This window comes from Methylobacterium sp. M6A4_1b (assembly GCF_053345175.1).
On the sequence record NZ_JBKEZQ010000003.1, the window covers coordinates 267,582 to 290,746 of the forward strand.

Annotated in this window: 22 protein-coding genes; 8 read left to right on the top strand and 14 right to left on the bottom strand. The window is 70.9% G+C overall.

From position 1 onward, the window contains the following. Window positions 1-153: 153 nt before the first annotated feature. The 4 genes from ACLBWX_RS05200 (at window position 154) to ACLBWX_RS05215 (ending at window position 3,851) form a co-directional block, all read left to right on the top strand. Complete coding sequence (locus tag ACLBWX_RS05200) at window positions 154-726, top strand: cob(I)yrinic acid a,c-diamide adenosyltransferase (protein WP_447676007.1); 573 nt, start codon at window positions 154-156, stop codon at window positions 724-726. A gap of 240 nt (window positions 727-966) precedes the next feature. Further along, window positions 967-1,716 (top strand): electron transfer flavoprotein subunit beta/FixA family protein, encoded by a 750-nt coding sequence (locus ACLBWX_RS05205; RefSeq protein WP_447676008.1) that lies wholly within the window; start codon window positions 967-969, stop codon window positions 1,714-1,716. Between the two features lie 101 nt (window positions 1,717-1,817). Further along, on the top strand, window positions 1,818-2,765 hold the full coding sequence (locus ACLBWX_RS05210; protein WP_447676009.1) for an electron transfer flavoprotein subunit alpha/FixB family protein: 948 nt from the start codon (window positions 1,818-1,820) through the stop codon (window positions 2,763-2,765). Between the two features lie 204 nt (window positions 2,766-2,969). Beyond that, window positions 2,970-3,851 carry a 3-hydroxybutyryl-CoA dehydrogenase gene (locus tag ACLBWX_RS05215; protein WP_447676010.1) on the top strand — a complete coding sequence of 294 codons (882 nt, stop codon included), beginning with the start codon at window positions 2,970-2,972 and terminating at the stop codon, window positions 3,849-3,851. 31 nt (window positions 3,852-3,882) lie between these two features. Here the strand turns inward: ACLBWX_RS05215 and ACLBWX_RS05220 are convergent, their stop codons facing one another. The 5 genes from ACLBWX_RS05220 to ACLBWX_RS05240 all read right to left on the bottom strand — a co-directional run bounded on the left by ACLBWX_RS05220 (window position 3,883) and on the right by ACLBWX_RS05240 (window position 7,429). Then, complete coding sequence (locus ACLBWX_RS05220) at window positions 3,883-4,185, bottom strand: hypothetical protein (protein ID WP_447676011.1); 303 nt, start codon at window positions 4,183-4,185, stop codon at window positions 3,883-3,885. Between the two features lie 131 nt (window positions 4,186-4,316). Next, on the bottom strand, window positions 4,317-5,327 hold the full coding sequence (locus tag ACLBWX_RS05225) for an NAD(P)H-quinone oxidoreductase (RefSeq protein ID WP_447676012.1): 1,011 nt from the start codon (window positions 5,325-5,327) through the stop codon (window positions 4,317-4,319). A gap of 72 nt (window positions 5,328-5,399) precedes the next feature. Next, the gene (gene upp / locus ACLBWX_RS05230) at window positions 5,400-6,041 is read right to left on the bottom strand and encodes a uracil phosphoribosyltransferase (RefSeq protein ID WP_447676013.1); all 642 of its coding nucleotides are present in this window, start codon (window positions 6,039-6,041) and stop codon (window positions 5,400-5,402) included. A gap of 206 nt (window positions 6,042-6,247) precedes the next feature. Further along, window positions 6,248-6,700: a DUF2852 domain-containing protein gene (locus tag ACLBWX_RS05235; RefSeq protein ID WP_447676014.1), complete on the bottom strand. Its 453-nt coding sequence runs from the start codon at window positions 6,698-6,700 to the stop codon at window positions 6,248-6,250. Window positions 6,701-6,787: 87 nt separating this feature from the next. Further along, window positions 6,788-7,429, bottom strand: a complete 642-nt coding sequence (locus ACLBWX_RS05240; protein WP_447676015.1) for a TetR/AcrR family transcriptional regulator — start codon at window positions 7,427-7,429, stop codon at window positions 6,788-6,790. 249 nt (window positions 7,430-7,678) lie between these two features. Between ACLBWX_RS05240 and ACLBWX_RS05245 the strand changes: the two genes are divergently transcribed. Continuing rightward, window positions 7,679-8,773, top strand: coding sequence for a helix-turn-helix transcriptional regulator (locus ACLBWX_RS05245; RefSeq protein WP_447676016.1), 1,095 nt, complete (start codon window positions 7,679-7,681; stop codon window positions 8,771-8,773). Between the two features lie 10 nt (window positions 8,774-8,783). Here the strand turns inward: ACLBWX_RS05245 and ACLBWX_RS05250 are convergent, their stop codons facing one another. The 4 genes from ACLBWX_RS05250 to ACLBWX_RS05265 all read right to left on the bottom strand — a co-directional run bounded on the left by ACLBWX_RS05250 (window position 8,784) and on the right by ACLBWX_RS05265 (window position 12,300). Continuing rightward, complete coding sequence (locus tag ACLBWX_RS05250; RefSeq protein WP_447676017.1) at window positions 8,784-9,017, bottom strand: hypothetical protein; 234 nt, start codon at window positions 9,015-9,017, stop codon at window positions 8,784-8,786. A 211-nt stretch (window positions 9,018-9,228) separates the two neighbouring features. Beyond that, complete coding sequence (locus tag ACLBWX_RS05255; RefSeq protein WP_447676018.1) at window positions 9,229-9,420, bottom strand: DUF1192 family protein; 192 nt, start codon at window positions 9,418-9,420, stop codon at window positions 9,229-9,231. Next, window positions 9,417-10,661, bottom strand: coding sequence for a phosphopentomutase (locus ACLBWX_RS05260; RefSeq protein WP_447676019.1), 1,245 nt, complete (start codon window positions 10,659-10,661; stop codon window positions 9,417-9,419). Before ACLBWX_RS05260 ends, ACLBWX_RS05255 begins: the two co-directional genes overlap by 4 nt. A gap of 10 nt (window positions 10,662-10,671) precedes the next feature. Next, complete coding sequence (locus ACLBWX_RS05265) at window positions 10,672-12,300, bottom strand: ABC transporter ATP-binding protein (RefSeq protein ID WP_447676020.1); 1,629 nt, start codon at window positions 12,298-12,300, stop codon at window positions 10,672-10,674. 138 nt (window positions 12,301-12,438) lie between these two features. On the opposite strand from ACLBWX_RS05265, the gene ACLBWX_RS05270 reads away from it, so the two are divergent. Together ACLBWX_RS05270 and ACLBWX_RS05275 are read left to right on the top strand one after the other, a co-directional pair. Beyond that, entirely contained in the window at window positions 12,439-13,422 is a 984-nt protein-coding gene (locus ACLBWX_RS05270; RefSeq protein WP_447676021.1) for a lytic transglycosylase domain-containing protein, read from the top strand. Between the two features lie 111 nt (window positions 13,423-13,533). Beyond that, window positions 13,534-14,442 carry an alpha/beta hydrolase gene (locus ACLBWX_RS05275; protein ID WP_447676022.1) on the top strand — a complete coding sequence of 303 codons (909 nt, stop codon included), beginning with the start codon at window positions 13,534-13,536 and terminating at the stop codon, window positions 14,440-14,442. A 4-nt stretch (window positions 14,443-14,446) separates the two neighbouring features. Here ACLBWX_RS05275 and ACLBWX_RS05280 read toward each other — a convergent pair whose 3' ends face one another. The 5 genes from ACLBWX_RS05280 to ACLBWX_RS05300 all read right to left on the bottom strand — a co-directional run bounded on the left by ACLBWX_RS05280 (window position 14,447) and on the right by ACLBWX_RS05300 (window position 20,110). Beyond that, window positions 14,447-15,583 (bottom strand): endo-1,4-beta-xylanase, encoded by a 1,137-nt coding sequence (locus ACLBWX_RS05280; protein WP_447676023.1) that lies wholly within the window; start codon window positions 15,581-15,583, stop codon window positions 14,447-14,449. After that, window positions 15,580-16,002 (bottom strand): acyl-CoA thioesterase, encoded by a 423-nt coding sequence (locus ACLBWX_RS05285; RefSeq protein ID WP_447676024.1) that lies wholly within the window; start codon window positions 16,000-16,002, stop codon window positions 15,580-15,582. The genes ACLBWX_RS05280 and ACLBWX_RS05285 overlap by 4 nt, the downstream gene beginning before the upstream one ends. A gap of 94 nt (window positions 16,003-16,096) precedes the next feature. Continuing rightward, on the bottom strand, window positions 16,097-17,863 hold the full coding sequence (locus ACLBWX_RS05290) for an outer membrane protein assembly factor BamB family protein (RefSeq protein ID WP_447676025.1): 1,767 nt from the start codon (window positions 17,861-17,863) through the stop codon (window positions 16,097-16,099). Window positions 17,864-17,934: 71 nt separating this feature from the next. Next, window positions 17,935-18,474, bottom strand: a complete 540-nt coding sequence (locus ACLBWX_RS05295; RefSeq protein ID WP_447676026.1) for an ankyrin repeat domain-containing protein — start codon at window positions 18,472-18,474, stop codon at window positions 17,935-17,937. 103 nt (window positions 18,475-18,577) lie between these two features. Further along, entirely contained in the window at window positions 18,578-20,110 is a 1,533-nt protein-coding gene (locus ACLBWX_RS05300) for a glycosyltransferase family 61 protein (RefSeq protein WP_447676027.1), read from the bottom strand. A 139-nt stretch (window positions 20,111-20,249) separates the two neighbouring features. Between ACLBWX_RS05300 and uvrB the strand changes: the two genes are divergently transcribed. Continuing rightward, window positions 20,250-23,102 carry an excinuclease ABC subunit UvrB gene (gene uvrB, locus ACLBWX_RS05305; protein WP_447676028.1) on the top strand — a complete coding sequence of 951 codons (2,853 nt, stop codon included), beginning with the start codon at window positions 20,250-20,252 and terminating at the stop codon, window positions 23,100-23,102. The last annotated feature ends 63 nt before the right edge of the window (window positions 23,103-23,165 follow it).

Sequence of the window (23,165 nt, forward strand, 5' to 3'; positions counted from 1 at the left end):
CTCGCATCCCGTATGAGCCTCGAGGGCCGGTCCCGCCGATGCGGGGCCGGCCCTTCGCGTTCCGCCGATGCGACTCGCAGCGGCGGGAAACTGCGCTAGGTTCCCGCTCCCGCCGGCCTCTCTCGCCAGCCCCGCTCAGGATCGGACGCCATCGTGGTCACCCTCAACCGCATCTACACCCGCACCGGCGACAAGGGGTCGACCGCGCTCGCCAGCGGCGAGCGGCGCTCCAAGGCGGACCTGCGCATCGAGACCTACGGCACCGTCGACGAGACCAATGCCTGCATCGGCCTGGTGCGGCTGCATGCCGATCCGCGCCTCGACGCGATGCTCGGCGCGATCCAGAACGACCTCTTCGATCTGGGCGCCGACCTCGCGACGCCGGAGATCGCCGAGCCGCCGAAATACGAGCCCCTGCGGATCGTCGCCGCACAGGTGCAGCGGGTCGAGCGCGACATCGACGCCCTGAACGCCGACCTGTCGCCCCTGAAATCCTTCGTGCTGCCCGGCGGGTCGCCGGCCTCGGCCGCCCTCCACCTCGCCCGGACGGTGTGCCGGCGGGCCGAGCGGCTGGCGGTGGCCCTGGCCGCCACCGAGGGCGAGATCGTCTCGCCGGAAGCGCTGCAGTACCTGAACCGGCTGTCCGATTTCCTGTTCGTGGCGAGCCGCACCGCCAATGCCGACGGCGCCGACGACGTGCTCTGGATACCGGGTAAAAACCGCTGAGGCTCAGGCATTTGGAATACCACCGGGCTGCGAGCCCGAGCCTGCGAGGCCGATCGCCGGCCCTCCAAGACTCGCGCCCGGACGGGCGGTCGCCGGGCGCGTTGACAAGGCGGAAATGAGGCCGTTACGGTCCGCCGCCTCAATGACCAGGGTTCTGGACCTCCGGTTGTCCCGGAGTTCCTTTGCGCGCCGCGCCGGCCTGGTCGAACAACATCATCCGCGCGGAGGATTGTGAACGCCATGAAGGTTCTCGTGCCCGTCAAGCGGGTCGTCGACTACAACGTCAAGATCCGGGTCAAGGCCGACGGTTCGGGCGTGGACCTCGCCAACGTCAAGATGTCGATGAACCCCTTCGACGAGATCGCCGTCGAAGAGGCGATTCGCCTCAAGGAGAAGGGCAAGGTCACCGAGATCGTCGCCGTCTCGATCGGACCGCAGCAGGCGCAGGAGACGCTCCGCACCGCGCTCGCCATGGGCGCCGACCGGGCGATCCTGGTGAAGACCGATGGCGTGGTCGAGCCGCTGGCCGTGGCCAAGATTCTCAAGGCCCTGGTCGAGAAGGAGGCTCCCGGCCTCGTCATCCTCGGCAAGCAGGCCATCGACGACGATTCGAACCAGACCGGCCAGATGCTGGCGGCGCTCCTCGACTGGCCCCAGGGCACCTTCGCCTTCAAGGTCGAGTTCGGCGAGGGCTCGATCGACGTCACCCGCGAGATCGACGGCGGCCTCCAGACCGTGACGCTGACCCTGCCGGCCATCGTCACCACCGACCTGCGCCTCAACGAGCCGCGCTACGCCTCCTTGCCCAACATCATGAAGGCCAAGAAGAAGCCCCTCGAGGAACTGGCCCCCGATGCCCTGGGCGTCGACGTGACCCCGCGGGTCACCGTGCTCAAGACGGTGGAACCCGCCGGGCGCAAGGCCGGCATCAAGGTCGGGTCCCCGGCCGAACTCGTGCAGAAGCTGAAGGGCGAGGCCGGGATTCTCTGAGCCCCCGCCCCTCCCACGGTTTCAAGAGCCCGCCGCGTCGCTGCGGCGGGTGAGACGGGGTCCGGGACCCTCCCGCTGATCGATTTCGAGGTTCGCACACCATGGCCACCCTTCTTCTCATCGAGCACGACAACGGCGCGGTCCGCGACGCGAGCCTGAAGGCTCTGACGGCGGCCGTCTCCTTCGGCGGTCCGGTTCACGCCCTCGTGGCCGGCGCCGGCAGCCGCCCCGCCGCCGAGGCCGCCGCCAAGCTCGACGGCGTCGAGAAGGTGCTGCTCGCCGAGGACGCCGCCTACGACCACCTCCTCGCCGAGCCCACCGCCGCCCTGCTGCTCTCCCTGGCCGAGCCCTACGACGTCGTCGTCGCGGCGGCTTCCACCACCGGCAAGAACGTGCTGCCGCGGGTGGCCGCTCTCCTCGACGTGGCGCAGATCTCCGACATCATCAGCGTGGTCTCCCCCGACACCTTCGAGCGTCCGATCTACGCCGGCAACGCGATCCAGACCGTGCAGGCCGGGGCCGGCAAGAAGGTGATCACCGTCCGCATGGCGGCCTTCAAGCCGGCGGCCGAGGGCGGCGCGGCGGCGCCGATCGAGCCGGTCCAGGCGGCCGCCTCGTCGGGCAAATCGAGCTTCAAGGGCGAGGAGATCGCCAAGTCCGACCGCCCCGAGCTGGCCGCGGCCAGGATCATCGTCTCCGGCGGCCGCTCCCTCGGCTCCTCGGACAAGTTCAAGGAGCTGATCGAGCCGCTGGCCGACAGCCTGGGCGCCGCCGTGGGCGCCTCGCGCGCCGCCGTGGATGCCGGCTACGCCCCGAACGACTGGCAGGTCGGCCAGACCGGCAAGGTCGTGGCACCGGAGCTCTACGTCGCCGTCGGCATCTCCGGCGCGATCCAGCATCTCGCCGGCATGAAGGACTCGAAGGTCATCGTCGCCATCAACAAGGACGAGGATGCCCCGATCTTCCAGGTCGCGGATTACGGCCTCGTCGGCGACCTGTTCCAGATCGTGCCCGAGCTGCAATCCGAGATCACCAAGGCCAAGGGCTGATCCGGAACGCCGGATCGCAGCGTCGGGGCGCGACCGGTGCGCTCCCAGGCGCATCGGTCTACCCGCGCGAACGGCGTTTCCGGCATGGAATTGCTCTAGGCCGCTGCCCTCGCGGGACGTTATAAGCGAGGCGGGCGCCCTCGGCGGCCGGGCGGGGGGCCCGGACCGCGACGGAGGCATGCCCCAGGGGTGCGAGTGCAGACGATGGGCATCGATATCAGGACGGTCGGCATAATCGGCGCCGGGCAGATGGGAAGCGGCATCGCCCATGTCTGCGCGATGGCAGGGCTCGACGTCCGCCTGAACGACCGCGATCCGGCCCGCATCCACAACGGACTGGCCACCGTCGACGGCAATCTGGCGCGTCAGGTCTCCAAGGGCAGCATCGCCGACGAGCAGCGCCGCGCCGCCGTCTCCCGCATCGTGGCGGCCGAGACCTTCGACGACCTCGCGCCCTGCGACCTCGTCATCGAGGCGGCCACCGAGGACGAATCGACCAAGCGCCAGATCTTCAGCACGCTCTGCGCGTCCCTGAAGCCGGATGCCCTGATCGCCACCAACACCTCGTCGATCTCGATCACGCGTCTGGCGGCCTCGACCGATCGGCCGGAGCGCTTCATCGGCATCCACTTCATGAATCCGGTGCCGGTGATGCAGCTCGTCGAGCTGATCCGCGGCATCGCCACGGAAGATCCGACCTACGAATCGGCGAAGGCGTTCATCGCCAAGCTCGGCAAGATCTCGACGATGTCGGAGGATTTCCCGGCCTTCATAGTCAACCGCATCCTGCTGCCGATGATCAACGAGGCGATCTACACCCTCTACGAGGGCGTGGGGTCGGTGGAGTCGATCGACACGGCGATGCGCCTCGGCGCGAACCACCCGATGGGTCCGCTGCAGCTCGCCGACTTCATCGGCCTCGATACCTGCCTGTCGGTGATGCAGGTGCTCTACGAGGGGCTGGCCGATTCGAAGTACCGGCCCTGTCCGCTGCTGGTGAAGTATGTCGAGGCCGGCTGGCTCGGACGCAAGTCCAAGCGGGGCTTCTACGATTATCGCGGCGAGACGCCCGTGCCGACCCGCTAGAGCCGGCCGGCACGGACGATCCGTCTCGGTCTTACTGCTTGTTGCCGTTGGCGGCCGGCTGGGCCGGGCTCGGATAGGCCGGGTTCGCGGCCGGTACCGAACCGGTGTTCGACGACGAGGTGGCGTTCGAGCTGCCCTTCACGGAGCCCGTGACTTCCTGACGGGCGGCGTCCTGGCTCTGGCTGGCGTAGTCCTTCGGCGAATTCGCGCCCTGCCAGGTCATCAGGCCCGTGATCGCAATCGCGAGCAGCACGAGGCTGGCGACGAGGACGTAGAGCACCGGCTTGCCACGATTGCCCTGCCGGGCTTCCTGACCGTGTAGTTTCTCGACCATGCGATCCTCGCTTGAACGGTCCTGAAGACCGATGTTTCGACCCGAGCGCCGATTTCCGTGAATCCGGCTCGTGATTCTGGCTCGGGTCTGAAACGCGACGGTCGAGAGCGGAGTTCCGCCCGGGTCCGGCCTTAGCGGCCGGTCACCAGCATGATCTTGCCGAGATGGGCGCTCGATTCCATCAGCTCGTGGGCCTTGCGCGCCTCCTCCAGCGGGAAGGTGGCGTGGATCACCGGGCGGATGGTCCCGGCCTCGAGCAGCGGCCAGACATCGCGGGCGAGGCCGCCGGCGATCGCCGCCTTCTCGGCCTTGGGCCGGGCCCGCAGGGTCGCGCCGGTGAAGGTCAGGCGCTTCATCATGATCGGCGTCATGCTGAAGGCATCGACCTTGTAGCCCTGCATGAACGCGATCTGCACGAGGCGGCCCTCGATCGCCAGGGCCGAGAGGTTCTTGGCGAGGTAGGGCGCCCCGACCATGTCCAGGATGACGTCGACGCCGCTGCCGTCGGTCAGCCGCTTCACCTCCTCGACGAAATCGGCCTCGCGGTAGTTGATGGCGGCCTCGGCGCCGAGCGCGCGGCAGAAGTCGCACTTCTCGGCCGAGCCGGCGGTGGCGAAGACGCGGGCGCCGTGGTGCTTGGCGATCTGGATCGCGGTCGAGCCGATGCCGCTCGATCCGCCGTGGACGAGGAAGGCCTCGCCGGCCTTTAGGCGGCCGCGCTCGATCACGGTGCTGTAGACGGTGAAGTAGTTCTCCGGCAGGCCGCCGGCCTCGACCAGCGAGAGCGAGGACGGCTTCGGCAGGCACTGGCCGATCTCGGCCACGGCGAACTCGGCATAGCCGCCGCTGATCACCAGGGCGCAGACCTCGTCGCCGATGGAGGCGCCGGAGACCCCCTCGCCGAGGGCGACGATGCGGCCGGCGACCTCGAGGCCCGGGATCTCGGTGGCGCCCTTCGGCGGCGGATATTTGCCTTCGCGCTGCTGGATGTCGGGCCGGTTGATGCCGGCGGCCACGACCTCGATCAGGACCTGGCCGGGACCGGGCTGCGGCAGCGGTGCGGTCTCCAGGGCCAGAACGTCGGGCCCGCCGGCACCGTTAAAGCGGATCTGTCGCATGGTCTTGGGCAGGCTGGCTGTCATCGGGGTCTCCTCCTCGGAGCCCCGTCATGTGCCGCTGGAGCCGCGCTTGGCAAGGTCGCGCGGTTCCGGTCCTCAGCGGGTGCCGTACATCCGGTCGCCGGCATCGCCGAGGCCCGGCACGATGTAGCCGTGGTCGTTGAGATGGCTGTCGATGGCGGCCGTCCAGACCGGCACGTCGGGATGGGCCGCCTGGAGGCGGGCGATTCCCTCCGGAGCGGCGAGCAGGCAGACGAAGCGCAGGTCCTGCGCCCCGCGCTGCTTGAGGAGGTTGATGGCCGCCACCGCCGAGTTCGCCGTGGCGAGCATCGGGTCGAGGACCAACACCGTCCGGTCGATGAGGTCCGAGGGGGCCTTGAAGTAGTACTCCACCGCCTCCAGCGTCTCGGGATCGCGGTAGAGCCCCACATGCGCCACCCGGGCCGAGGGCACCAGGGACAGCATGCCGTCGAGGAAACCGACGCCGGCGCGCAGGATCGGCGCCAGCACGAGCTTCTTGCCGGCGATCTGGGGCGCCTCCATCGACTGGATCGGCGTCTCGATCGTCACGGATTCGAGGGGCAGGTCGCGGGTGACCTCGTAGGCCAGCAGCATGCCGATCTCGTTGAGGATCTGGCGGAAGCCCTTGGTCGAGCGCTCGCGCTGGCGCAGCAGGGTCAGCTTGTGCTGCACGAGGGGGTGATCCACCACCCGGACGGTCGCGGCGGCTGCCTGCATCGCTGATCTCCAAGCGGCCGGGGTATGAGGCCGGGGTGGTCTGGGGCCGGGCTCCGCCGGGGCGCGGAGAACCCGAGGCAAGACCGGGACCGTTCCTAGAGCATCGCGCCAGCGCGAGCGAGGGTGTCCGATCCGCCATCGTCCACGAAAAAGGGCCCCCGACCTGCGCCGGAAGCCCTCGCGTTGCGGGGATCTGAATCCGCGCGTCAGACCGAGCGGGTCGCGTCCGCGCTGCGGCGCTTCTGCATGAAGGCGTCGAACTGCTCGCGGTCCTTGGCCCGCTTCAGCTCCTCGACGAACTCGGCGAAGGCGCGGCTCTCCTCCTGCAGCGCGCGGCGCTGGGCGTCGAGGCGCTCGATCTCGCTCCGGCGATAGTCGTCGAAGGCACGGTTGCCCGTGCTTCCGCCATTGGCGGCCTCGAACGCGGCGGCGAAGCGCGAGCGCGTGGCGCCCGCGTTCCACGAGAGGCCGCGGCCGGCCAGGCCCCGCAGCTCGCCGAGCGCGGGATACCCCGCCACCTTCCAGGCGACGTAGGCGGCGGCCAGGGGCCACCAGTAGACGAAGGCGACGACGATCGCGCCGATTTCCAGGGATCGCTTGGGGAAGGGGCCGCTACGGCAGACCTTCCCGGTGGTGAAGGGGGAGGAAGAGAAGCTCACGGCTCACGGCTCCAATGTAAATGTGAACGACATTCACTTGCGGATGGTCTCGCGCGCTTTCAAGGGGCGGTCCGGCGCCGGATGTCCTTATTCGCGGGACCGGTTGCCGGCCGCCGCACCGTGGACGAGGGCGAGGACGCCGGCCCGCAGGAGTTCGTACTTGTCCGGCATGCCGGCCGCCTTCGGCAGGTGCCCGGAGGCCGAGAGGGTCGCGAGGCCGTGCGCGAGGGCCCAGACCTCCAGGGCGATGAAGCGCGGCGGGGCGCCGCCGAACCCCTCGGGAAACGTCGATTGCAGCGCCTCGACGAGGAGATCGAACGGGCTCGGCCGGGCGGACGCGACCTCGTTGGGGACGGCGGCGGCGAGGCCGCGAGTCTCGAAGATCGCCGCGTAGTAGCCCGGCTCCTCCTCGGCGAAGGCGAGGTAGGCCTCCCCCATCCGGGTGAAACGCTCCAGGGGCGTGCCCTTCGCGCCCAGGGCCCGGGCGAGGCGCTCGGCCAGATCGGCAAAACCGCGGCCCGCCACCTCTTCGAGGAGCGCTTCCCGGCCGCGGAAGTGGCGGTAGAGGGCGGCGGGCGTGACGCCGACGAGGCGCGCGGCATCCACCAGCGTGAAGCCGCCGATCCCGCGCTCGGCGATGAAGCGGCGCGCAGCCTCGATCAGCGCCTCCTTGAGGTTGCCGTGGTGGTAGCTTCGCCGGTCGCCCGGTCCTTCGCGCCAGTGCCGCACGCCAAACTCCCCGCCCCCGCTCCGAATCGACATGACCGGTCGGATGGGCTCAAGGTTCCCCCTGATCCCCTCCCCTACCACGAAGGGCGCGGCTTTCGAGCCCTCCGGATGCCGGGTGGTTCCGTTTCGCCCCCGGTTTCCGTTATCCCATGGTCGGATCACGGGATTTTGCCGGTGACGCGGCTTGCCGCAAGCCGAGCTTTGACCGCATGGTGTTTACGATTCAGACACATGTGGATGCAGGGGGCCGTGCCGGATCGATCGGGACAGGACGACTTCGAGTCCCTGACGGACCTCATCTACGAGGCCGCCGTCCTGCCCGAGCTGTGGCCGGCGGTGCTCGACCGGCTCGCCGGGATCGCCGGTGCCCAGGGCACGGTGCTGATCGCGGCGGACCTCGAGTCGCACCGGTGGATCAACTCCGCATCGCTCGATCAGGTCATGGCGGATTTCGCCGCCGGCGGCTGGAGCGGCGCCGGGCAGCGCTCCGCGCGGCTCCTCGGCGCCCGGCATGCCGGCTTCATCCGCGAGCAGGACGTCTACACGCAGGCGGAACTGGAGCAGGACGTTCTGATCCAGCAGTTCCTGCGTCCGCGCGGCCTGGGCTGGGGCGTCGCCACCGCCTGCCCGCTCACCACCGGTGACACGCTGATCTTCAGCGTCGAGCGGCGCTACGTCGACGGGCCGGTGCCCCATGCGGCGACCCGGGTGCTCGACACCCTGCGGCCGCATCTGGGGCGGGCGGCCCTGGTCTCGGCCCGGCTGAAGCTCGAGCGGGCGCGGGCGGCCGTGAGCGCCCTGGAGGTGATGGGCCTGCCCGCCGCCGTGATGGGTGCCCACGGGCGACTGCACGACCGCAACGCGGGCTTCGCCAACCTCGTCCCACGGGTGGTGCGGGACCACCGCGAGCGGGTGACCCTCGCCCATCCGGGAGCGGATGCGCTGCTGGCGGACGTGCTCGCGGGACGGCGGGCGCAGACGGCGCGGTCGATTCCCATCCCGGCCGGCGAGGACGACCCCGCGATGGTCCTGCACCTGCTGCCGATGCGCGGACTGGCCCAGGATGTCTTCGGCGGCGGTACGCTGCTGATGGTCGCCGCACCGGTCCTGCCGCGTCCGGTCCCAGGCACCGAGCTTCTCGCCGGATTGTTCGACCTCACCGCCGCCGAGGCGCGAATCGCGCGCGGCATCGCCGACGGCGCCACGATCTCGCTCCTCGCGGCGCAACAGAGCGTCGGCGAGGGGACGATCCGAAGTCAGGTCAAGGCGATCTTCGCCAAGACCGGCGTGACCCGTCAGGTCGATCTGGCCCGGCTGATCTCGGGGTTCAGTCTGGTCCGGTGATCGCCCGCGGTCACCGGGCGTCGCGACCGCCGGCCCGATCGAAGGCCAGGGCGCGGAACAGGATGACGTTCGAGAGATCGTAGCGGGTGGACGGATCGGCGCTGATGGCGGCCTGCCGGATCTCGCCTGCAGGAATCTCGCCCGCGCTAATCTCGCCCGTGCGACGCGCGTCCGACGGCCCTGCGTCGTTCAGGATCGGGCTCGGCTGGGCCGCCGCCGCGGGATTGATCAGGCACGCGATCACCCGATCGCTCGTGCCGCGCTGAACATGCCGCGCAAGCCGCCGGCGCATCCACGGCGCCCTCGTCCACTTTTCAAGCATGACCGCCCTCGCTCATGGTTCCAGGCGACAGTGAAGCCTGCGGGCGGCGGCCCTTCATCCCCCATTTGGGGGAGGTTGAAGAATCCTTCCTGAAAGAGGGACATTCGTCACAAATCCTTCGGCCACAGGTGGTTCACAGGCGGAACAGCGAGCTTGCGCGTTCGAGCGCCGCCTTCTTGGCGAGGCGTGCCGCCTCCAGACGTTCCACCTCGGAGCGCAGCAGCGCGATCCGCTCCTCGAGATCTTCGACGGACAACGTGTCGAGCGGTTCGCCGACCCGGTGCGCGATCGTCTGCCCGGGAGCGCGGTCGTCCTCGTCCCTCATGATGGTCTCCCAATCGTGCGTCGGAGCCAGGATGTTCCCGCATCCAGTCGGGTCGTCCCGAGATGATGCGCCAGGGTCGCGCCGATATCGGCGAAGCTCTCGCGCCGCCCGACCGATCCGGGCGCGATTCCCGGCCCGAAGGACAGCACGGGAACCTGCTCGCGGGTATGCTCGGTCCCGCCCCAGGTCGGGTCGTTGCCGTGGTCCGCGGTGATGATGCAGAGGTCGCCGGGGCGAAGGACGCGGTGGATCTCGGGCAGGCGCGCATCGAAGCGTTCGAGTTCGGCGGCGTAGCCCGGCACGTCGCGGCGGTGGCCGTACTCGGTGTCGAAATCCACCAGGTTGAGGAAGACGAGCCCACCCTCCGGCAGCGCCGCGAACGCCGCCAGCGCCGCGTCGAGGCAGGCGGCGTTGCCGCCGGGCTTGATCTCCCGCCCCGTCGCCCGGTGGGCGTAGATGTCGCCGATCTTGCCCACGCTGACGATGCTCCGGCCCGCCGCGTCCAGCACGTCCAGCAGGGTCCGGCCGGGCGGCTCGACGGCGTAGTCCTTGCGGTTGGCGGTGCGCCGGAACCCCTCCACGGCGCTTCCGACGAAGGGCCGGGCGATGACGCGGCCGACCCGGTAGGGATCGCAGAGCTCGCGGGCGATCCGGCAGGTGGCGTAGAGGCGCTCCAGCCCGAAGCCGTCCTCGTGCGCCGCGATCTGGAAGACGCTGTCGGCGGAGGTGTAGCAGATCGGCTTGCCCGTCCGGACGTGCTCGGCGCCCAGGCCTTCGATGATCGCGACGCCGGCGGCGTGGCAATCGCCGAGGATGCCCGGCAGGCCGGCCTGCGCGATCAGCGCCTCGGTCAGGGCGGCCGGGAAGGTCGGGACCGCGACGGGAAAGTAGCCCCAGGGGTCGCGGACCGGAAGGCCGGTGATCTCCCAGTGGCCCGAGGGCGTGTCCTTGCCGGCGGCGGTCTCGACCGCGTGGCCGTAGGCGCCCGCGGGGTCACCGGAGAGGTCGAGACCCGGCGGCACCGCACCGGTCGCGCCCTTCGCGGCGAGTCCGAGGCCGAGGCGGGTCAGGTTCGGAAGGGCCAGGGGCCCCGCGCGCAGACCCGCCCGGTCCCCGCGCCCCTCGGCGCAGGCGCGGGCGATGTGCCCGACCGTGTCGGACCCGGCATCGCCGTAGCGGTCGGCGTCCGGGGCGCCGCCGATGCCGACGGAATCGAGCACGATGAGGAAGGCGCGGGCCATCGGGCGTCCCTCAGGCCGGGATCGGGTCGGCGACGGCGTCGCTCTGAAGATCGAAGGCGGCGGCGAAGAGCGCTTGGGTGTAGGCGGTCTTGGGCGCGGCGAAGATCGCCTCGGCCGGACCCTCCTCGACCACGTGGCCGTTCTGCATCACCAGCACGTAATTCGCGAGCGCCCGCACCACCTTGAGGTCGTGGCTGATGAAGAGGTAGGCGAGGCCGCGCTCGCGCTGGAGGTCGCGCAGGAGGGTGACGATCTGCGCCTGGACCGAACGGTCGAGGGCCGAGGTCGGCTCGTCGAGGACGACGAATTTCGGCTTGAGCACGATGGCGCGGGCGATGGCGATGCGCTGGCGCTGGCCGCCGGAGAATTCGTGCGGGTAACGGTTCATGGTCGCCGGATCGAGCCCGACATCGGTGAGCGCCTTGGCGACGACCGCCTGGCGCTCGGCCCGCGTCTTCACCACGCCCTGGACCACGAGCCCCTCGGCGACGATGTCGGCCACCGTCATGCGGGGCGAGAGCGAGCCGTAGGGGTCCTGGAAGACCACCTGCATGTCGCGGCGGACCGGGCGCATGGCGGCGGGCGGCAGGCCCGCGATGGAGCGGCCGAGGAAGACGATCGGACCCTCGCAGCCGGTCAGGCGCAGGAGCGCCAGGCCGAGGGTGGTCTTGCCCGAGCCGGATTCGCCGACGATTCCGACGGTCTCGCCGGCCCGGACGCGCAGGGAGACGCCGTCCACCGCCTTCACGTGGCTCGTAGTCCGGCGCAGCAGTCCCTCCCGGATCGGGAACCAGACCTTGAGGGGGCCGGCTTCCAGCAGGGGCGCGGCGTCCGCCGGCACCGGGTTGGCCCGGCCCTTCGGCTCCGAGGCGAGGAGGCGCCGGGTGTAGTCGTGCTGCGGACGGGCGAAGACCTCCGCCACGGGGCCGGCCTCGACGATGCGGCCGGCGAGCATGACGCAGACGTCGTCGGCGATGCGCTGCACGATGCCGAGGTCGTGGGTGATGAACAGCATCGCCATGCCGAGGCGCTTCTGCAGGTCCGCCAGCAGGGTCAGGATCTGCGCCTGCACGGTCACGTCGAGGGCGGTGGTCGGCTCGTCGGCCACCAGCAGGTCGGGCTCGCAGGCGAGCGCCATGGCGATCATCACGCGCTGGCGCTGCCCGCCCGAGAGCTCGTGCGGGTAGGCGTTGAGCCGGCGCTCGGCATCGCGCAGGCCGACGAGCTCGAGGAGTTCGAGGATGCGCGCCCGCGCCTTGCGGCCCGACAGGCCGCGATGCACCTCCAGCACCTCGCCGATCTGCCGCTGGATCGCGTGCAGCGGGTTCAGCGAGGTCATCGGCTCCTGGAACACCATGGTGATGTCGGCGCCGCGGATGCCGCGGAGCCGCTTCTCCGGCAGGCTCAGCAGCTCCTCGCCCTTGAACAGGATGCGGCCGCCGGGATGGTAGGCGCTGCCGTCGAGGAGCCGAAGGATCGAGAGGGCGGTGACCGATTTGCCCGAGCCGGATTCCCCGACGAGGGCCAGGGTCTCGCCGGCCGTGATCGTGAAGCTGACACGGTCCACGGCGCGGGTCTCGCGCTCCCGCGAGCGGAAGGCGACCGACAGGTCCTGAACGTCGAGGAGCGTTTCGGGCATCGAGGCCTGTTCTGAAGCGCGGCGGAGGTCGTCGCCCCCTCCGTTATAGCGTGGGCATCCCGGATCGGCGAACGCGGATCGGCCGCGGTCGCCGCCCTTTGTAATTGATCGGCGCCGCGCACGCTCTACAACCCGCCGGTGACCTGGTTCCTCCGCCGCCTCCCCGCAGCCCTCCTCGCCCTGCTCCTCGTTCTCCCACTGGCGGCCCGGCCGGCCGATGCCGCCGGCGAGGGTGCGACCGAGACGGTCGAGCAGGCCCTGTGCCGCCTCATCGAGGGCTCGGCCAAGGCGCGCGGCCTGCCCGTGCCGTTCCTGACGCGGCTGATCTGGCGCGAGAGCGCCTTTCGGGTCGGCGCGGTGAGCCCCGTGGGCGCGCAGGGGGTGGCGCAGTTCATGCCCGGCACGGCCCGCGAGCGTGGGCTGACCGACCCGTTCGACCCCGAGCAGGCGATCCCGCACGCGGCCCACCTCCTCGCCGACCTCAACCGGCAATTCGGCAATCTGGGCCTCGCGGCGGCGGCCTATAACGGCGGGCCGGGGCGGGTCTCGGCCTGGCTCGCGGGGACCGGGGGCCTGCCGGCGGAGACCCGCAACTACGTGCTGGCGATCACCGGCTCGCCCGCCGAAGCGTGGCGCCCCGGCGCCGCGGTCGAGATGCCGGAGAGCGACGAGCCGAAGGCGAAGGATTCGGCGGCCAAGAGTTCCGAAACCAAGAGTTCCGAAACCAAGAGTTCCGAAACCGCGAGTTCCGAAACCAAGGGTTCCGAGGCAAAGACCGGGACAGAGACGAGCTGCCTGAAGGTGACGGCGGCCCTGCGGATCCCGTCGCGCGGCGACCGCTTCGCCCTCGGCGGCAACGAGGGACCGGCGGCGCCCTGGGGAATCCAGCTCGCCGGAAACTTCTCGAAGTCCCTGGCCCTGCAGAGCTTCGCGCGGACACGGAAGCTCTACACAAGCGTCATCGGCGATGTTCGCCCGATGATCATCGGAACCCGCCTGCGCAGCCGCGGCACGCGTGCCTTCTACCGCGTCCGCATCCCGGCCCAGAGCCGCGAGGCCGCCGACGGGCTCTGCGGAAAGATCCGGCAGGTCGGCGGCGCCTGCCTCGTTCTGAGAACCTGACCGCGACATCGGATCGCGACGACCTCGGGGTCGCGGCGCGACGGCCCGGAACGCCATGAATCCGCCGCGCCAGCCCTGTCACAGGGGGGACGCGCCCCAACTGAGAGATGTATGAACCGGGTTCTCACCGTCCTTGCCAGCCTCGCCGGACTCGCGCTCGTCGCGCTCGGCATCACGGCCTGCTCGCCCCTCGCCTTCTTCGATGCGATCGGTCCCCGAGACCAGGGCGGACGGCTCAGCCTGAAGGACGCGGCCTTCGGCGCGCATCCACGCCAGCGGCTCGACGTCTTCACCCCCGTGGCCGGCCCCACCGGGGCGCCCGTGCTGGTGTTCTTCTACGGCGGCTCCTGGAAGAACGGCTCCAAGGAAGATTACGCCTTCGTCGGCCAGGCCCTGGCCGCCCAGGGTTTCGTGACGGTGCTGCCGGATTACCGGCTTTACCCGGAAGTGCGCTTCCCCGACTTCCTCGACGACGGCGCGCAGGCCGTCGCCTGGGTCGAGCGCAACATCGCCGCCTATGGCGGCGACCCGAGCCGGATCGTCCTCGCCGGGCACTCGGCGGGCGCCTACAACGCGGTGATGCTCGGGCTGAACCCCGCCTACCTGCGCCGGGCGGGCGTCGACCCGCGGGTGATCCGCGCGGTGGCCGGCCTGTCCGGCCCCTACGACTTCCTGCCCCTCGATGCCGGAACCGCCACCGAACTCTTCGGCGAGGCTCCCGACAAGGCCGCGACCCAGCCGATCACCTTCGCGGGTCCGCACTCGCCGCCGGCCTTCCTCGCCTCCGGCGACGGCGACACCACGGTGACGCCGTCCAACACCCGCAACCTCGCCGCCCGCCTGCGCGCCGTCCGCGTGCCGGTGCAGGAGCGGATCTATGCCGGCCTCGACCATGCCGACACGCTGCTGGCGCTGTCCGTGACCTTCCGCGCCAAGGCGCCCGAACTCGCCGAGATGGCGGCGTTCCTGCGCCAGAATGCCGGCGACCGGCCGCAGCAGGCACGGATGATCGCGCGCTAGCGGGTCAGGCGCCGCGCAGGGCCTCCCGTGCCCTGCGGTGGTCCGGCGCCTCCGAGAAGGCCCGGTGCATCGCCGACCAGAGCGGCGTGCGCGCCAGACGCTCGTCGAGCGGCAGGGCGCGCTGGGTCAGGCCGTCGGCGCGCCGGCGTTCCGGGTTGGTGTTCAGCCAGGTGTTGCGGTTGGTGATGTCCCAGGTGAGGACGTTGAGCACGGCCGCCTCGTCCAGCACCACGTCGAGGAAGCGGCGGGCGAGGTCGGACACCGCCCGGTCGCGGGCGCCGAGCTCGGCCGGATAGGTCCGGTCGTTGACGTCAAACTCCGTGACCTCGATGGCTAAACCCAGGCCGGCGACCTCCTTCAGGAAACGGCGGAGCTTGTCCTGGTTCAGCGGGTGCTTGGCGTAGAGATGGCCCTGCAGGCCGAGGCGGCGGATCGGCACGCCGCGCCGCCGCATCCCCTCGAGGGTCCGCAGCACCATGGCGCGGCGGGCGTCGATCCAGTCCGCGTCGAGCTCGAGGTCGTTCTCGTTCCAGACCCCGGCCGCACCCGGTGCGACCGCGTGCTGGATGCGGAACGCGAGATCGACGTAGCCGGGGCCGAGCGCCTCGAGCCAGGGCGTGCGCCGCAGCCCGTCCGCCCGCCCGTCCTGGGGACCGCAGATCTCGTTGACGACATCCCAGGCCTCGATCCGGCCGCGATAGCGCCCCGCCATGGCGCCGATCCAGCGGCGCAGGAAGGCCTCGCCCTCGCCGGCCGCGAGCCGTGCCGCGACCCAGGCCGGCAGGCCCTCGTGCCAGACCAGGGTGTGGCCGCGCATGCGCTGGCGGTTGCCGTCCGCGAAGGCCACGACCTCGTCCGCATGGGTGAAATCCAGGGAGTCCGGGGCGCGCCAGGCATAGGTCAGCTTCATCGCGTTCTCGGACACGAGGATGCCGGCCTCGCGCGCGAGCGCCTGCCCGTAGGCCGGGTCCTGCCGGAGGGTCGTCCCGTTCACGGCCGAGCCGTATGCCACGCCCGTGCGGGCGGCGGCCGCCTGCAGGCTGTCGGCCGACCACGACGCCGCTGCGGCCGAAGCGGGGCCCGCCGCGAGGCAGAACGCCCCGCCGACGAGTGCCCGGCGCGTGGGACCGGGGGGCTTCACGCCCCGGTGGTCTCGCTCTCCGGCGGAATCGCCCGGGGCCGCCGATCCGGTCCGATCGCCACGAAGGTGAACAGGCCTTCCGTCACCTTCATGGTCTCCTCGCCCTCGCGCTCGCGGCGCCAGACCTCGACCTGGATGCGCATGGATGTACGGCCGACGCGGAGGATCCAGGCATAGATGCTGACCTCGTCGCCGACGATGACGGGGCGGTGGAAGGTCATGGCCTCCACCGAGATCGTCGCGCAGCGGCCCCGGGAGCGGCGGGCGGCGATGTTGCCGGCCGCGAGATCCATCTGCCCCATCAGCCATCCGCCGAAGATGTCGCCCGCCGGGTTGGTGTCGGCGGGCATCGCGATGGTGCGGACCACCGGCGGCCCCCGGTCCTCGGGCTGGCGCGGTTCGGGTGCGTCGGTCGTCATGGACGGTGCGGTCTCTGGCTGCGCTGGGACGGTGCACGCAAGCCGTGGGCCGCCCGCGCCGTCATGTCACATCCACCCCGCAGCGGCCAGATCCTCAATCCGGCAGGGCGAACACCACCAGCGCATCGCCCGTGCCGAAGCCCGACCCCTTGGTGAAGGAGGCGCCGCCCGCCGCCACCGCCACGTACTGCGTGCCGTCGAGCGCGTAGGTGATGGGCGGGCCGCCGATCCCGGCCCCGCACTGGAAGCGCCACAGCACGGCGCCGGTCTCGGCATCGTGGGCGTCGAGGTGGCCGTCCTCCTCCCCGGAGAAGACGAGCCCCGAAGCCGTGTCCAGGGTCCCGCCGGAGAGGCGGCTGCCGCCCTTCACGGTCCACTTGATCGCCCCGCCCTTGGCGAGGTCCACCGCCGTCAGGGTGCTGAAGCTCGGTTCGCCCTTGGCCTCGGTGGTCTCGGTGTAGCGGATCGCCGGGCGGTCGCCCGATGCGGGAACCGTCCGCACCACGTAGGTGGTGGCCCCGTGGCGGACCTGGGCATAGGCGGTGCCGCCGCGGGAATCGTAGGCCACCGGGTGCCAGGAGATCGCGCCGAGGGGGCCGGGGCTCACCACGGTGCCGGCCTCGGTCGGCGGTGCGTAGAGGTTCTTCTGCCGGATCAGCGGCTCGGACTTCGCCAGGAGCTTGCCCGTGCTGCGATCGTGGACGTAGAGCCAGCCGGTCTTCGAGCCCTGCGCCACGGCCTTGACCGGTCCCTGCGGCGTCGGCTGGTCGAGGAGGAAGGGCGGACTCGCCACGTCGTAGCCCCACTCGTCATGCGGCACCTGCTGGTAGTGCCAGCGCAGCTGCCCCGTGCGGACGTCGAGGGCGACGAGGCTCATGGTGTAGAGGTTGTCGCCCGGCCGCGAGAGACCGAAATTCTGCGGCGCCGGATTGCCGGTGCCGACGTAGATCAGGCCGAGATCCCGGTCGTAGGCCGGCGTCATCCAGAGCGAGCCGCCGCCCACCCGCCAGGCCTCCGAATGGGCCGGGGCCGCGGCCTTCTCGGCGGCGATGTCCCGGTGCAGCGGCACGCCGTCGGGCGTGGTCGCGGAAAACTCGCCCTCCCATCCGTCGGCCTTGGTGACGTACCAGCGCCAGCGCTCCGCCCCGGTGGCGGCGTCGTAGGCGGCGAGCCAGCCCCGGCGGCCGTAGCCGCCCTCGATGCCCACCACCGCGCCGCCGTCGAGGCCGCCCTTGGCGTCCTCGACATGAAGGCCGTAGCCGGCGCCGGCCACACCGACGATCACGAGGCCGTCGGCCACGAGGGGCGGCATCTTGAAGCCGAGGCGGCTCGACCCCTGGACCGCGCCGGCCCCCAGCTTGTCCGCCAGGGCCGAGGCGGTCTCGGACTCGCCCTCCTCCGGGCGCACGGCCTCGTGGTCCCACAGGACCCTGCCGGTGGCGGCGTCGAGGGCGATCACCCGCCCGTCCATGGTGGCCTCGAAGACCTTGCCGTCGGAGACGGCGACGCCCCGGTTCGAGGGCGGCCCGAAGATCTTCTCCGTGCGCGCCTTGTGGGTGTAGGTCCACAGCACGCGCCCGCTGCGCGCATCGAGGGCGGCGACGTGGTTCTGGGTGGTCGACACGTAGAGCGTCCCGCCCACCATCACGGGCTCGGCCTGGAAATAGCCCGTGATGCCGGTCTGGAAGATCCAGGCCGGGCGCAGAGCCTTCACGTTGCCCCTGTCGATCCCGGTGAGCGGCGAGAAATGCTGGTTGGTGTGGTCGCGCCCGAACATCGGCCAGTCGTCGGCCGCCCGGGCGGCGCCGGGCAGGCAGGCGACGAGGAGCGCGGCGAGGCCGCGGCGGAACGTGTTCGGCATGGGCATTCCTCACCTCGGTCGCCCCGTGGCCGGGCGATCCGCATCACTTCACGGGATGGGACGATTCCGGCTCAGCCCGTCATGCCCGGGCGTCGCGCTCCGGCGAGCTGCGCGGGCGTGTCTTCCGCCCCCATCGATTGCGCCAGGGTGGCGGCGGTCTGGCCGGCGCCATCCCGAAGATCGGGGTCGGCCCCGTGGGCGAGCAGCAGCGCGACCATCTCGGTGCGGTTGAACATCGCCGCGGTCATCAAGGCGGTTCGAGCGCCGTTTCCGGTGCCGTCGACCGCGGCTCCGCGGGCGAGGAGCAGGCCCGCGATGTCCATGTCGCCCTTGAAAGCGGCGCCGGCCAGCGGCGTCTGGCCCCGGTCGTTGGCGAGTTCGGGGTCGCCGCCATGCTCGAGGATCACCCGCGTCGCCGCGATCTGCCCGTTGTAGGCCGCGAGCATCAGCAGGCTGTCGCCCTTGTCGTTGCGCAGGTTCGCCGGCAGACCCTGCCCGAACAGCTCCGCGAGCTCCTCCGCGTGGCCCATGCGGGCGTATTGGAAGACCCGGGCGGCGAAGGCCAGGGTGCCGGCGTCGAGCTCGGGTTTCGGTGGCGTCGCGGGGTCCATCGGTCCGTCCGGTCTGGGGATGCGGCAGCGGTCTGGCCCGGAACCTAGCTCCGTTCGGCCCGGTGTCGAGGAACGCGCGCGCGATTCTCGCCCGCGCCGCCGCTCAGAAGCCGTGCCGGTCGAGGGTCTCGCGCAGGATCTCGACCGGGATGGTGTAGTCGGATTGCATGCCGAGTTCCGGCGCGACGCTGTCGCCGTGGATGGAGACGTAGCTCCCGCCCACGAGGCCGGCGAGATCGAGGAAGAAATCGTCGGGCATGTCCCGGTTGGTGAGCATCAGGCAGCGCACGCCGGGCTCGGAGAAGGCGAGGTTGCTGAGGGCGGCCCCCATGCCGCCGATCACGAGGCGGGCGGCGGCGAAGATCTGGACCTGTCGCGCGAAGGACTCCGCCTCCGGATGGACGGTTCGGTAGCCGCGCTCAGCCAGGAGAGCCACCACCTCCGCCTCGTTGACGAGCCGACGCCGGGCGTTGCGGTTGCGGCTGACGTAGATGCGGTCCGGCAAGGGCTCGGGGGGCGGTCCGATCCGTTCGCGCAGGTCCCGCGCGGCTTCGATGACGAGGGGCGACTTGGTGATGGGCTGCACGGTGACCGGGGTGGGATAGACCAGCTCCTCGAACACGACCTCTCGCTGCGTCAGCCAGACGATCCTGTCCGCGCCGATGCCGAGGGCCGAGAGCGACTCCCGGTATAGCGCCTCCATCGACGGGATGGCCTGGACGGTGACCCTGGCGCCGTCGAGCAGGCCGGCCCGAGCGGCCACGTGGAGCCGGGGCAGGCACTCGATGAGCCAGTGACCGTAATTCTCCGCCCATAGCTGCCAGAGATGCACGGTGCGGCCGGTGACCCGGCGGGGACGCGGGAGGGTATGGTGAACCGAGCCCGTCCCGTCGGCGTCGAGCGACAGGGCGCCGAGATATCCGCCGCGGTCGCGATTGATCAGGCTTTCCGCCACCAGGGCGTCGCCCACCTGCACCAGGGCGATGCCGAAGACGATCGCTTCCCGGAAGCGGTAGACGCGGGCCTCCGGGGGCACGGCCTCGGAGCCGGAAAACTGCGCCGCGAAATCCGCGATTCCGGGCGCGGCGCCGACCAGCACGGCCGTCGCCCGACGGTAGTTCGGCGCCTCGATGGCGACGGCCGGGGGCGCCGGGATCTCGGCCGCTGGCCGCAGGCGGATCGGTCGGGGCATGGCCTCCGGCTTGCCGGCGATCCGGTCGCCGTCCCGGCGACGCGCCGATCCGCCCGCGGCCGCGAGCCGCCGGTCGAGGGCCCGCGCCGACCGGTTCCAGATGCGGAGACGGTCCCACGGCCCTCCCTGCCCCTGGATCGCGTAGACGCCTCCCTCGGCGAGTACCGGGAAGAGAACGGCGAAGGCCCAGGCCAGCGCCCTGTCCGAGCCGGCGCGCTGGTCGACGATCAGGCTCGGTCCCTGCGCGACGGCCAGCGCGCGCAGCCAGCGGCGGTCTTCGAGGTCGCCGCACGCGACGGTCACGCCGGCCGGTGCGGCGCGCGCGAGATTCGGGTTCCCGGTCGCGAGACAGATCGGCGCATGGATGAAGCGCCCTGCGAACGCTTCGAGACCGGGGTCGAGGTCATCGCACAGGACCAGGATCGCGCTCGGCCGCGTCGCCATCGCCAGGACCGCCGGCAGCGTCGCGAGGCGCGATATATCGCCCCGTGTGGCGCCATTCGGCCGGGCGGATCGGAGCGAACGCCACATCCGGCCGGGGCGCACCCTTTTCCAAGCGGCCGGTAGAAACCATACTTGCACCATGCCGACTCCGAAGAAGCCACGCGCCGCGTCCGACCCAGCTCCCGAGGCCGAGGTTCTGAACAGGAACGTCGGGAATTCCAAGGGCGCGGAATCCAAGGGAGTGGAAACTAAGGGGTCGGGCGCCAGAGGTGGCGGCGCGAAGGCGTCGAGCCCCCGGACGCCGAACTCGAAGGCGTCGAAGCCGGAGCTTCAGCCGCTCGACGAGCACCTGGCGGCGCTGCTCAGCCCGGCGCTGAACCGGAATCGCCTGCCGCCGGTCGAGCCGCCCACCCCGGCGCGTCCGGGACAGCCGAAGCCGGCGCGCGGACGCGGCAAGAGCCCGGCCGCCCCCGACAAGACGTCCGGCATGGGCTTCGGCGAAGCCGCGCAGGCGACCTTCGCCCATGGCGAGGCGGCCGATGTCGATCCGCGCCTCGCCCAGGCCCTCGGCCTGCGCGCGCCGGAGGACAGCCCGGTCCCCGCCTCCCTCGACCCGGCCGGATTGGCGGATGACGGCGAGACGTCCCTGGCCACGGACGGCGTGTCGGCCACGGTGGACGCGCTCTCGCGCCTGCTGACCGAGGGCAACCCGCTGTTCCGGGACGGTCAGACCTGGGTGCCGCACCGCCCCGAACGGCCGAAGAAATCCGAGGGCGGCGTCCCCTTCACCCTGAAGTCCGAGTTCGAGCCGGCGGGCGACCAGCCCCGCGCCATCGCCGAACTCGTGGATGGCGTGAAGAAGGCCGAGCGCGACCAGGTTCTGCTCGGCGTCACCGGCTCCGGCAAGACCTTCACCATGGCGAAGGTCATCGCCGAGACCCAGCGCCCGGCCCTGATCCTGGCGCCGAACAAGACGCTCGCGGCGCAGCTCTACGGGGAGTTCAAGAGCTTCTTCCCCGACAACGCGGTGGAGTATTTCGTCTCCTACTACGATTACTACCAGCCCGAAGCCTACGTGCCGCGCTCGGACACCTTCATCGAGAAGGAATCCTCGATCAACGAGCAGATCGACCGCATGCGCCACGCCGCCACCCGCGCCCTTCTGGAGCGCGACGACGTCATCCTGGTCGCCTCGGTCTCGTGCATTTACGGCATCGGCTCGGTGGAGACCTACACCGCCATGTCGTTCACGGTGTCGCTGGAGGAGAAGATCGAGCAGCGTCAGCTCATCGCCGACCTCGTGGCGCTCCAGTACAAGCGCATCCAGTCGGACTTCGCCCGCGGCACCTTCCGGGTTCGCGGCGACGTCATCGAACTCTGGCCCGCGCACCTCGACGATCGCGGCTGGCGCATCGGCCTGTTCGGCGACGAGATCGAGTCGATCACCGAGTTCGATCCGCTCACGGGCAAGAAGATCAACGACCTCAAGTTCGTGAAGGTCTACGCCAACTCGCACTACGTCACGCCCCGCCCGACCCTCCAGCAGGCGGTCAAGGGCATCAAGACCGAGCTGAAGCAGCGCGTCGACGAGTTGACGAAGATGGGACGCCTGATCGAGGCGCAGCGCATCGAGCAGCGCTGCACCTTCGACATCGAGATGATCGAGGCCACCGGCGCCTGCAACGGCATCGAGAACTACTCGCGCTATCTCACCGGCCGGAAGCCCGGCGAGCCGCCGCCGACCCTGTTCGAGTACCTGCCCGACAACGCCCTCGTCTTCACCGACGAGAGCCACGTCACGGTTCCGCAGATCGGCGGCATGTACAAGGGCGACTTCCGCCGCAAGGCGACGCTCGCCGAGTACGGCTTCCGGCTGCCCTCCTGCCTCGACAACCGCCCCCTGCGGTTCGAGGAGTGGGACGCGATGCGCCCGCAGTCGATCCACGTCTCGGCGACGCCCGCCAAGTGGGAGATGGAGCAGACCGGCGGCGTCTTCGCCGAGCAGGTCATCCGCCCGACCGGCCTCGTCGACCCGGTGATCGAGGTGCGCCCGGCGCGCTCCCAGGTCGACGACCTCCTCGGCGAGGTGCGCGAGGTCGCCCAGGCCGGCTACCGCACCCTGGTGACGACGCTGACCAAGCGCATGGCCGAGGACCTGACCGAGTACCTGCACGAGAACAGCGTCCGCGTGCGGTACATGCACTCGGACATCGACACCCTGGAGCGCATCGAGATCATTCGCGACCTGCGGCTCGGCGCCTTCGACGTGCTGATCGGCATCAACCTCCTGCGCGAGGGCCTCGACATCCCGGAATGCGCCCTGGTGGCGATCCTCGACGCCGACAAGGAGGGCTTCCTGCGCTCCGAGACCTCGCTGGTGCAGACCATCGGCCGCGCGGCCCGCAACGCGGACGCCCGCTGCATCCTCTACGCCGACCAGATCACCGGTTCGATGGAGCGGGCGATGGCGGAGACCGAGCGCCGGCGCCAGAAGCAATTGGCCTACAACGCAGAGCACGGCATCACCCCGCAGAGCGTGAAGCGCGGCATCGCCGACATCCTCGACAGCGTCTACGAGCGCGACCACGTCCAGGTCGATACGGGGCTCGCCAAGAACGCCGTCACCATCGGCCACAACCTCAAGGCGGTCATGGCCGACCTGGAGAAGCGGATGCGCACCGCCGCCGCCGACCTCGACTTCGAGGAAGCGGCCCGCCTGCGCGACGAGCTCAAGCGCCTCCAGGCGACCGAGCTGCTGGTCTCCGACGATCCCATGGCCCGCCAGGGCGACGTCGAGCGCGAGGCCGGGCGCTTCGGCGCCAAGCGGAGCCGCATCTCCAAGCCGACCCTCGACAATATGGGGCCGGGCACCGACCGCGAGGTGCCCGTCGGCGCGCCGGTCTGGCAGGAGCGCCCGAAGGCCCGCTCGACGCAGGGGCTCGGCGGTCAGAAGCCGAAATACAAGGGTGGCGGCGGTCGAAAGCGCGGCTGAGCGCGGGCCCGCCGGCGGTTTACCCGCGGGCGGGCCGGAACCCATCGGCGGCGGCAGGGCTTG

Excerpts from the sequence above, each read along its gene's own strand:
- ACLBWX_RS05205 (WP_447676008.1), top strand. The coding sequence starts at position 967 with ATGAAGGTTCTCGTGCCCGTCAAGCGGGTCGTCGACTACAACGTCAAG.
- ACLBWX_RS05210 (WP_447676009.1), top strand. The coding sequence starts at position 1,818 with ATGGCCACCCTTCTTCTCATCGAGCACGACAACGGCGCGGTCCGCGAC.
- ACLBWX_RS05215 (WP_447676010.1), top strand. The coding sequence starts at position 2,970 with ATGGGCATCGATATCAGGACGGTCGGCATAATCGGCGCCGGGCAGATG.
- ACLBWX_RS05220 (WP_447676011.1), bottom strand. The coding sequence starts at position 4,185 with ATGGTCGAGAAACTACACGGTCAGGAAGCCCGGCAGGGCAATCGTGGC.
- ACLBWX_RS05225 (WP_447676012.1), bottom strand. The coding sequence starts at position 5,327 with ATGACAGCCAGCCTGCCCAAGACCATGCGACAGATCCGCTTTAACGGT.
- upp (WP_447676013.1), bottom strand. The coding sequence starts at position 6,041 with ATGCAGGCAGCCGCCGCGACCGTCCGGGTGGTGGATCACCCCCTCGTG.
- ACLBWX_RS05255 (WP_447676018.1), bottom strand. The coding sequence starts at position 9,420 with ATGAGGGACGAGGACGACCGCGCTCCCGGGCAGACGATCGCGCACCGG.
- ACLBWX_RS05260 (WP_447676019.1), bottom strand. The coding sequence starts at position 10,661 with ATGGCCCGCGCCTTCCTCATCGTGCTCGATTCCGTCGGCATCGGCGGC.
- ACLBWX_RS05265 (WP_447676020.1), bottom strand. The coding sequence starts at position 12,300 with ATGCCCGAAACGCTCCTCGACGTTCAGGACCTGTCGGTCGCCTTCCGC.
- ACLBWX_RS05275 (WP_447676022.1), top strand. The coding sequence starts at position 13,534 with ATGAACCGGGTTCTCACCGTCCTTGCCAGCCTCGCCGGACTCGCGCTC.
- ACLBWX_RS05285 (WP_447676024.1), bottom strand. The coding sequence starts at position 16,002 with ATGACGACCGACGCACCCGAACCGCGCCAGCCCGAGGACCGGGGGCCG.
- ACLBWX_RS05290 (WP_447676025.1), bottom strand. The coding sequence starts at position 17,863 with ATGCCGAACACGTTCCGCCGCGGCCTCGCCGCGCTCCTCGTCGCCTGC.
- ACLBWX_RS05295 (WP_447676026.1), bottom strand. The coding sequence starts at position 18,474 with ATGGACCCCGCGACGCCACCGAAACCCGAGCTCGACGCCGGCACCCTG.
- ACLBWX_RS05300 (WP_447676027.1), bottom strand. The coding sequence starts at position 20,110 with ATGGCGACGCGGCCGAGCGCGATCCTGGTCCTGTGCGATGACCTCGAC.
- uvrB (WP_447676028.1), top strand. The coding sequence starts at position 20,250 with ATGCCGACTCCGAAGAAGCCACGCGCCGCGTCCGACCCAGCTCCCGAG.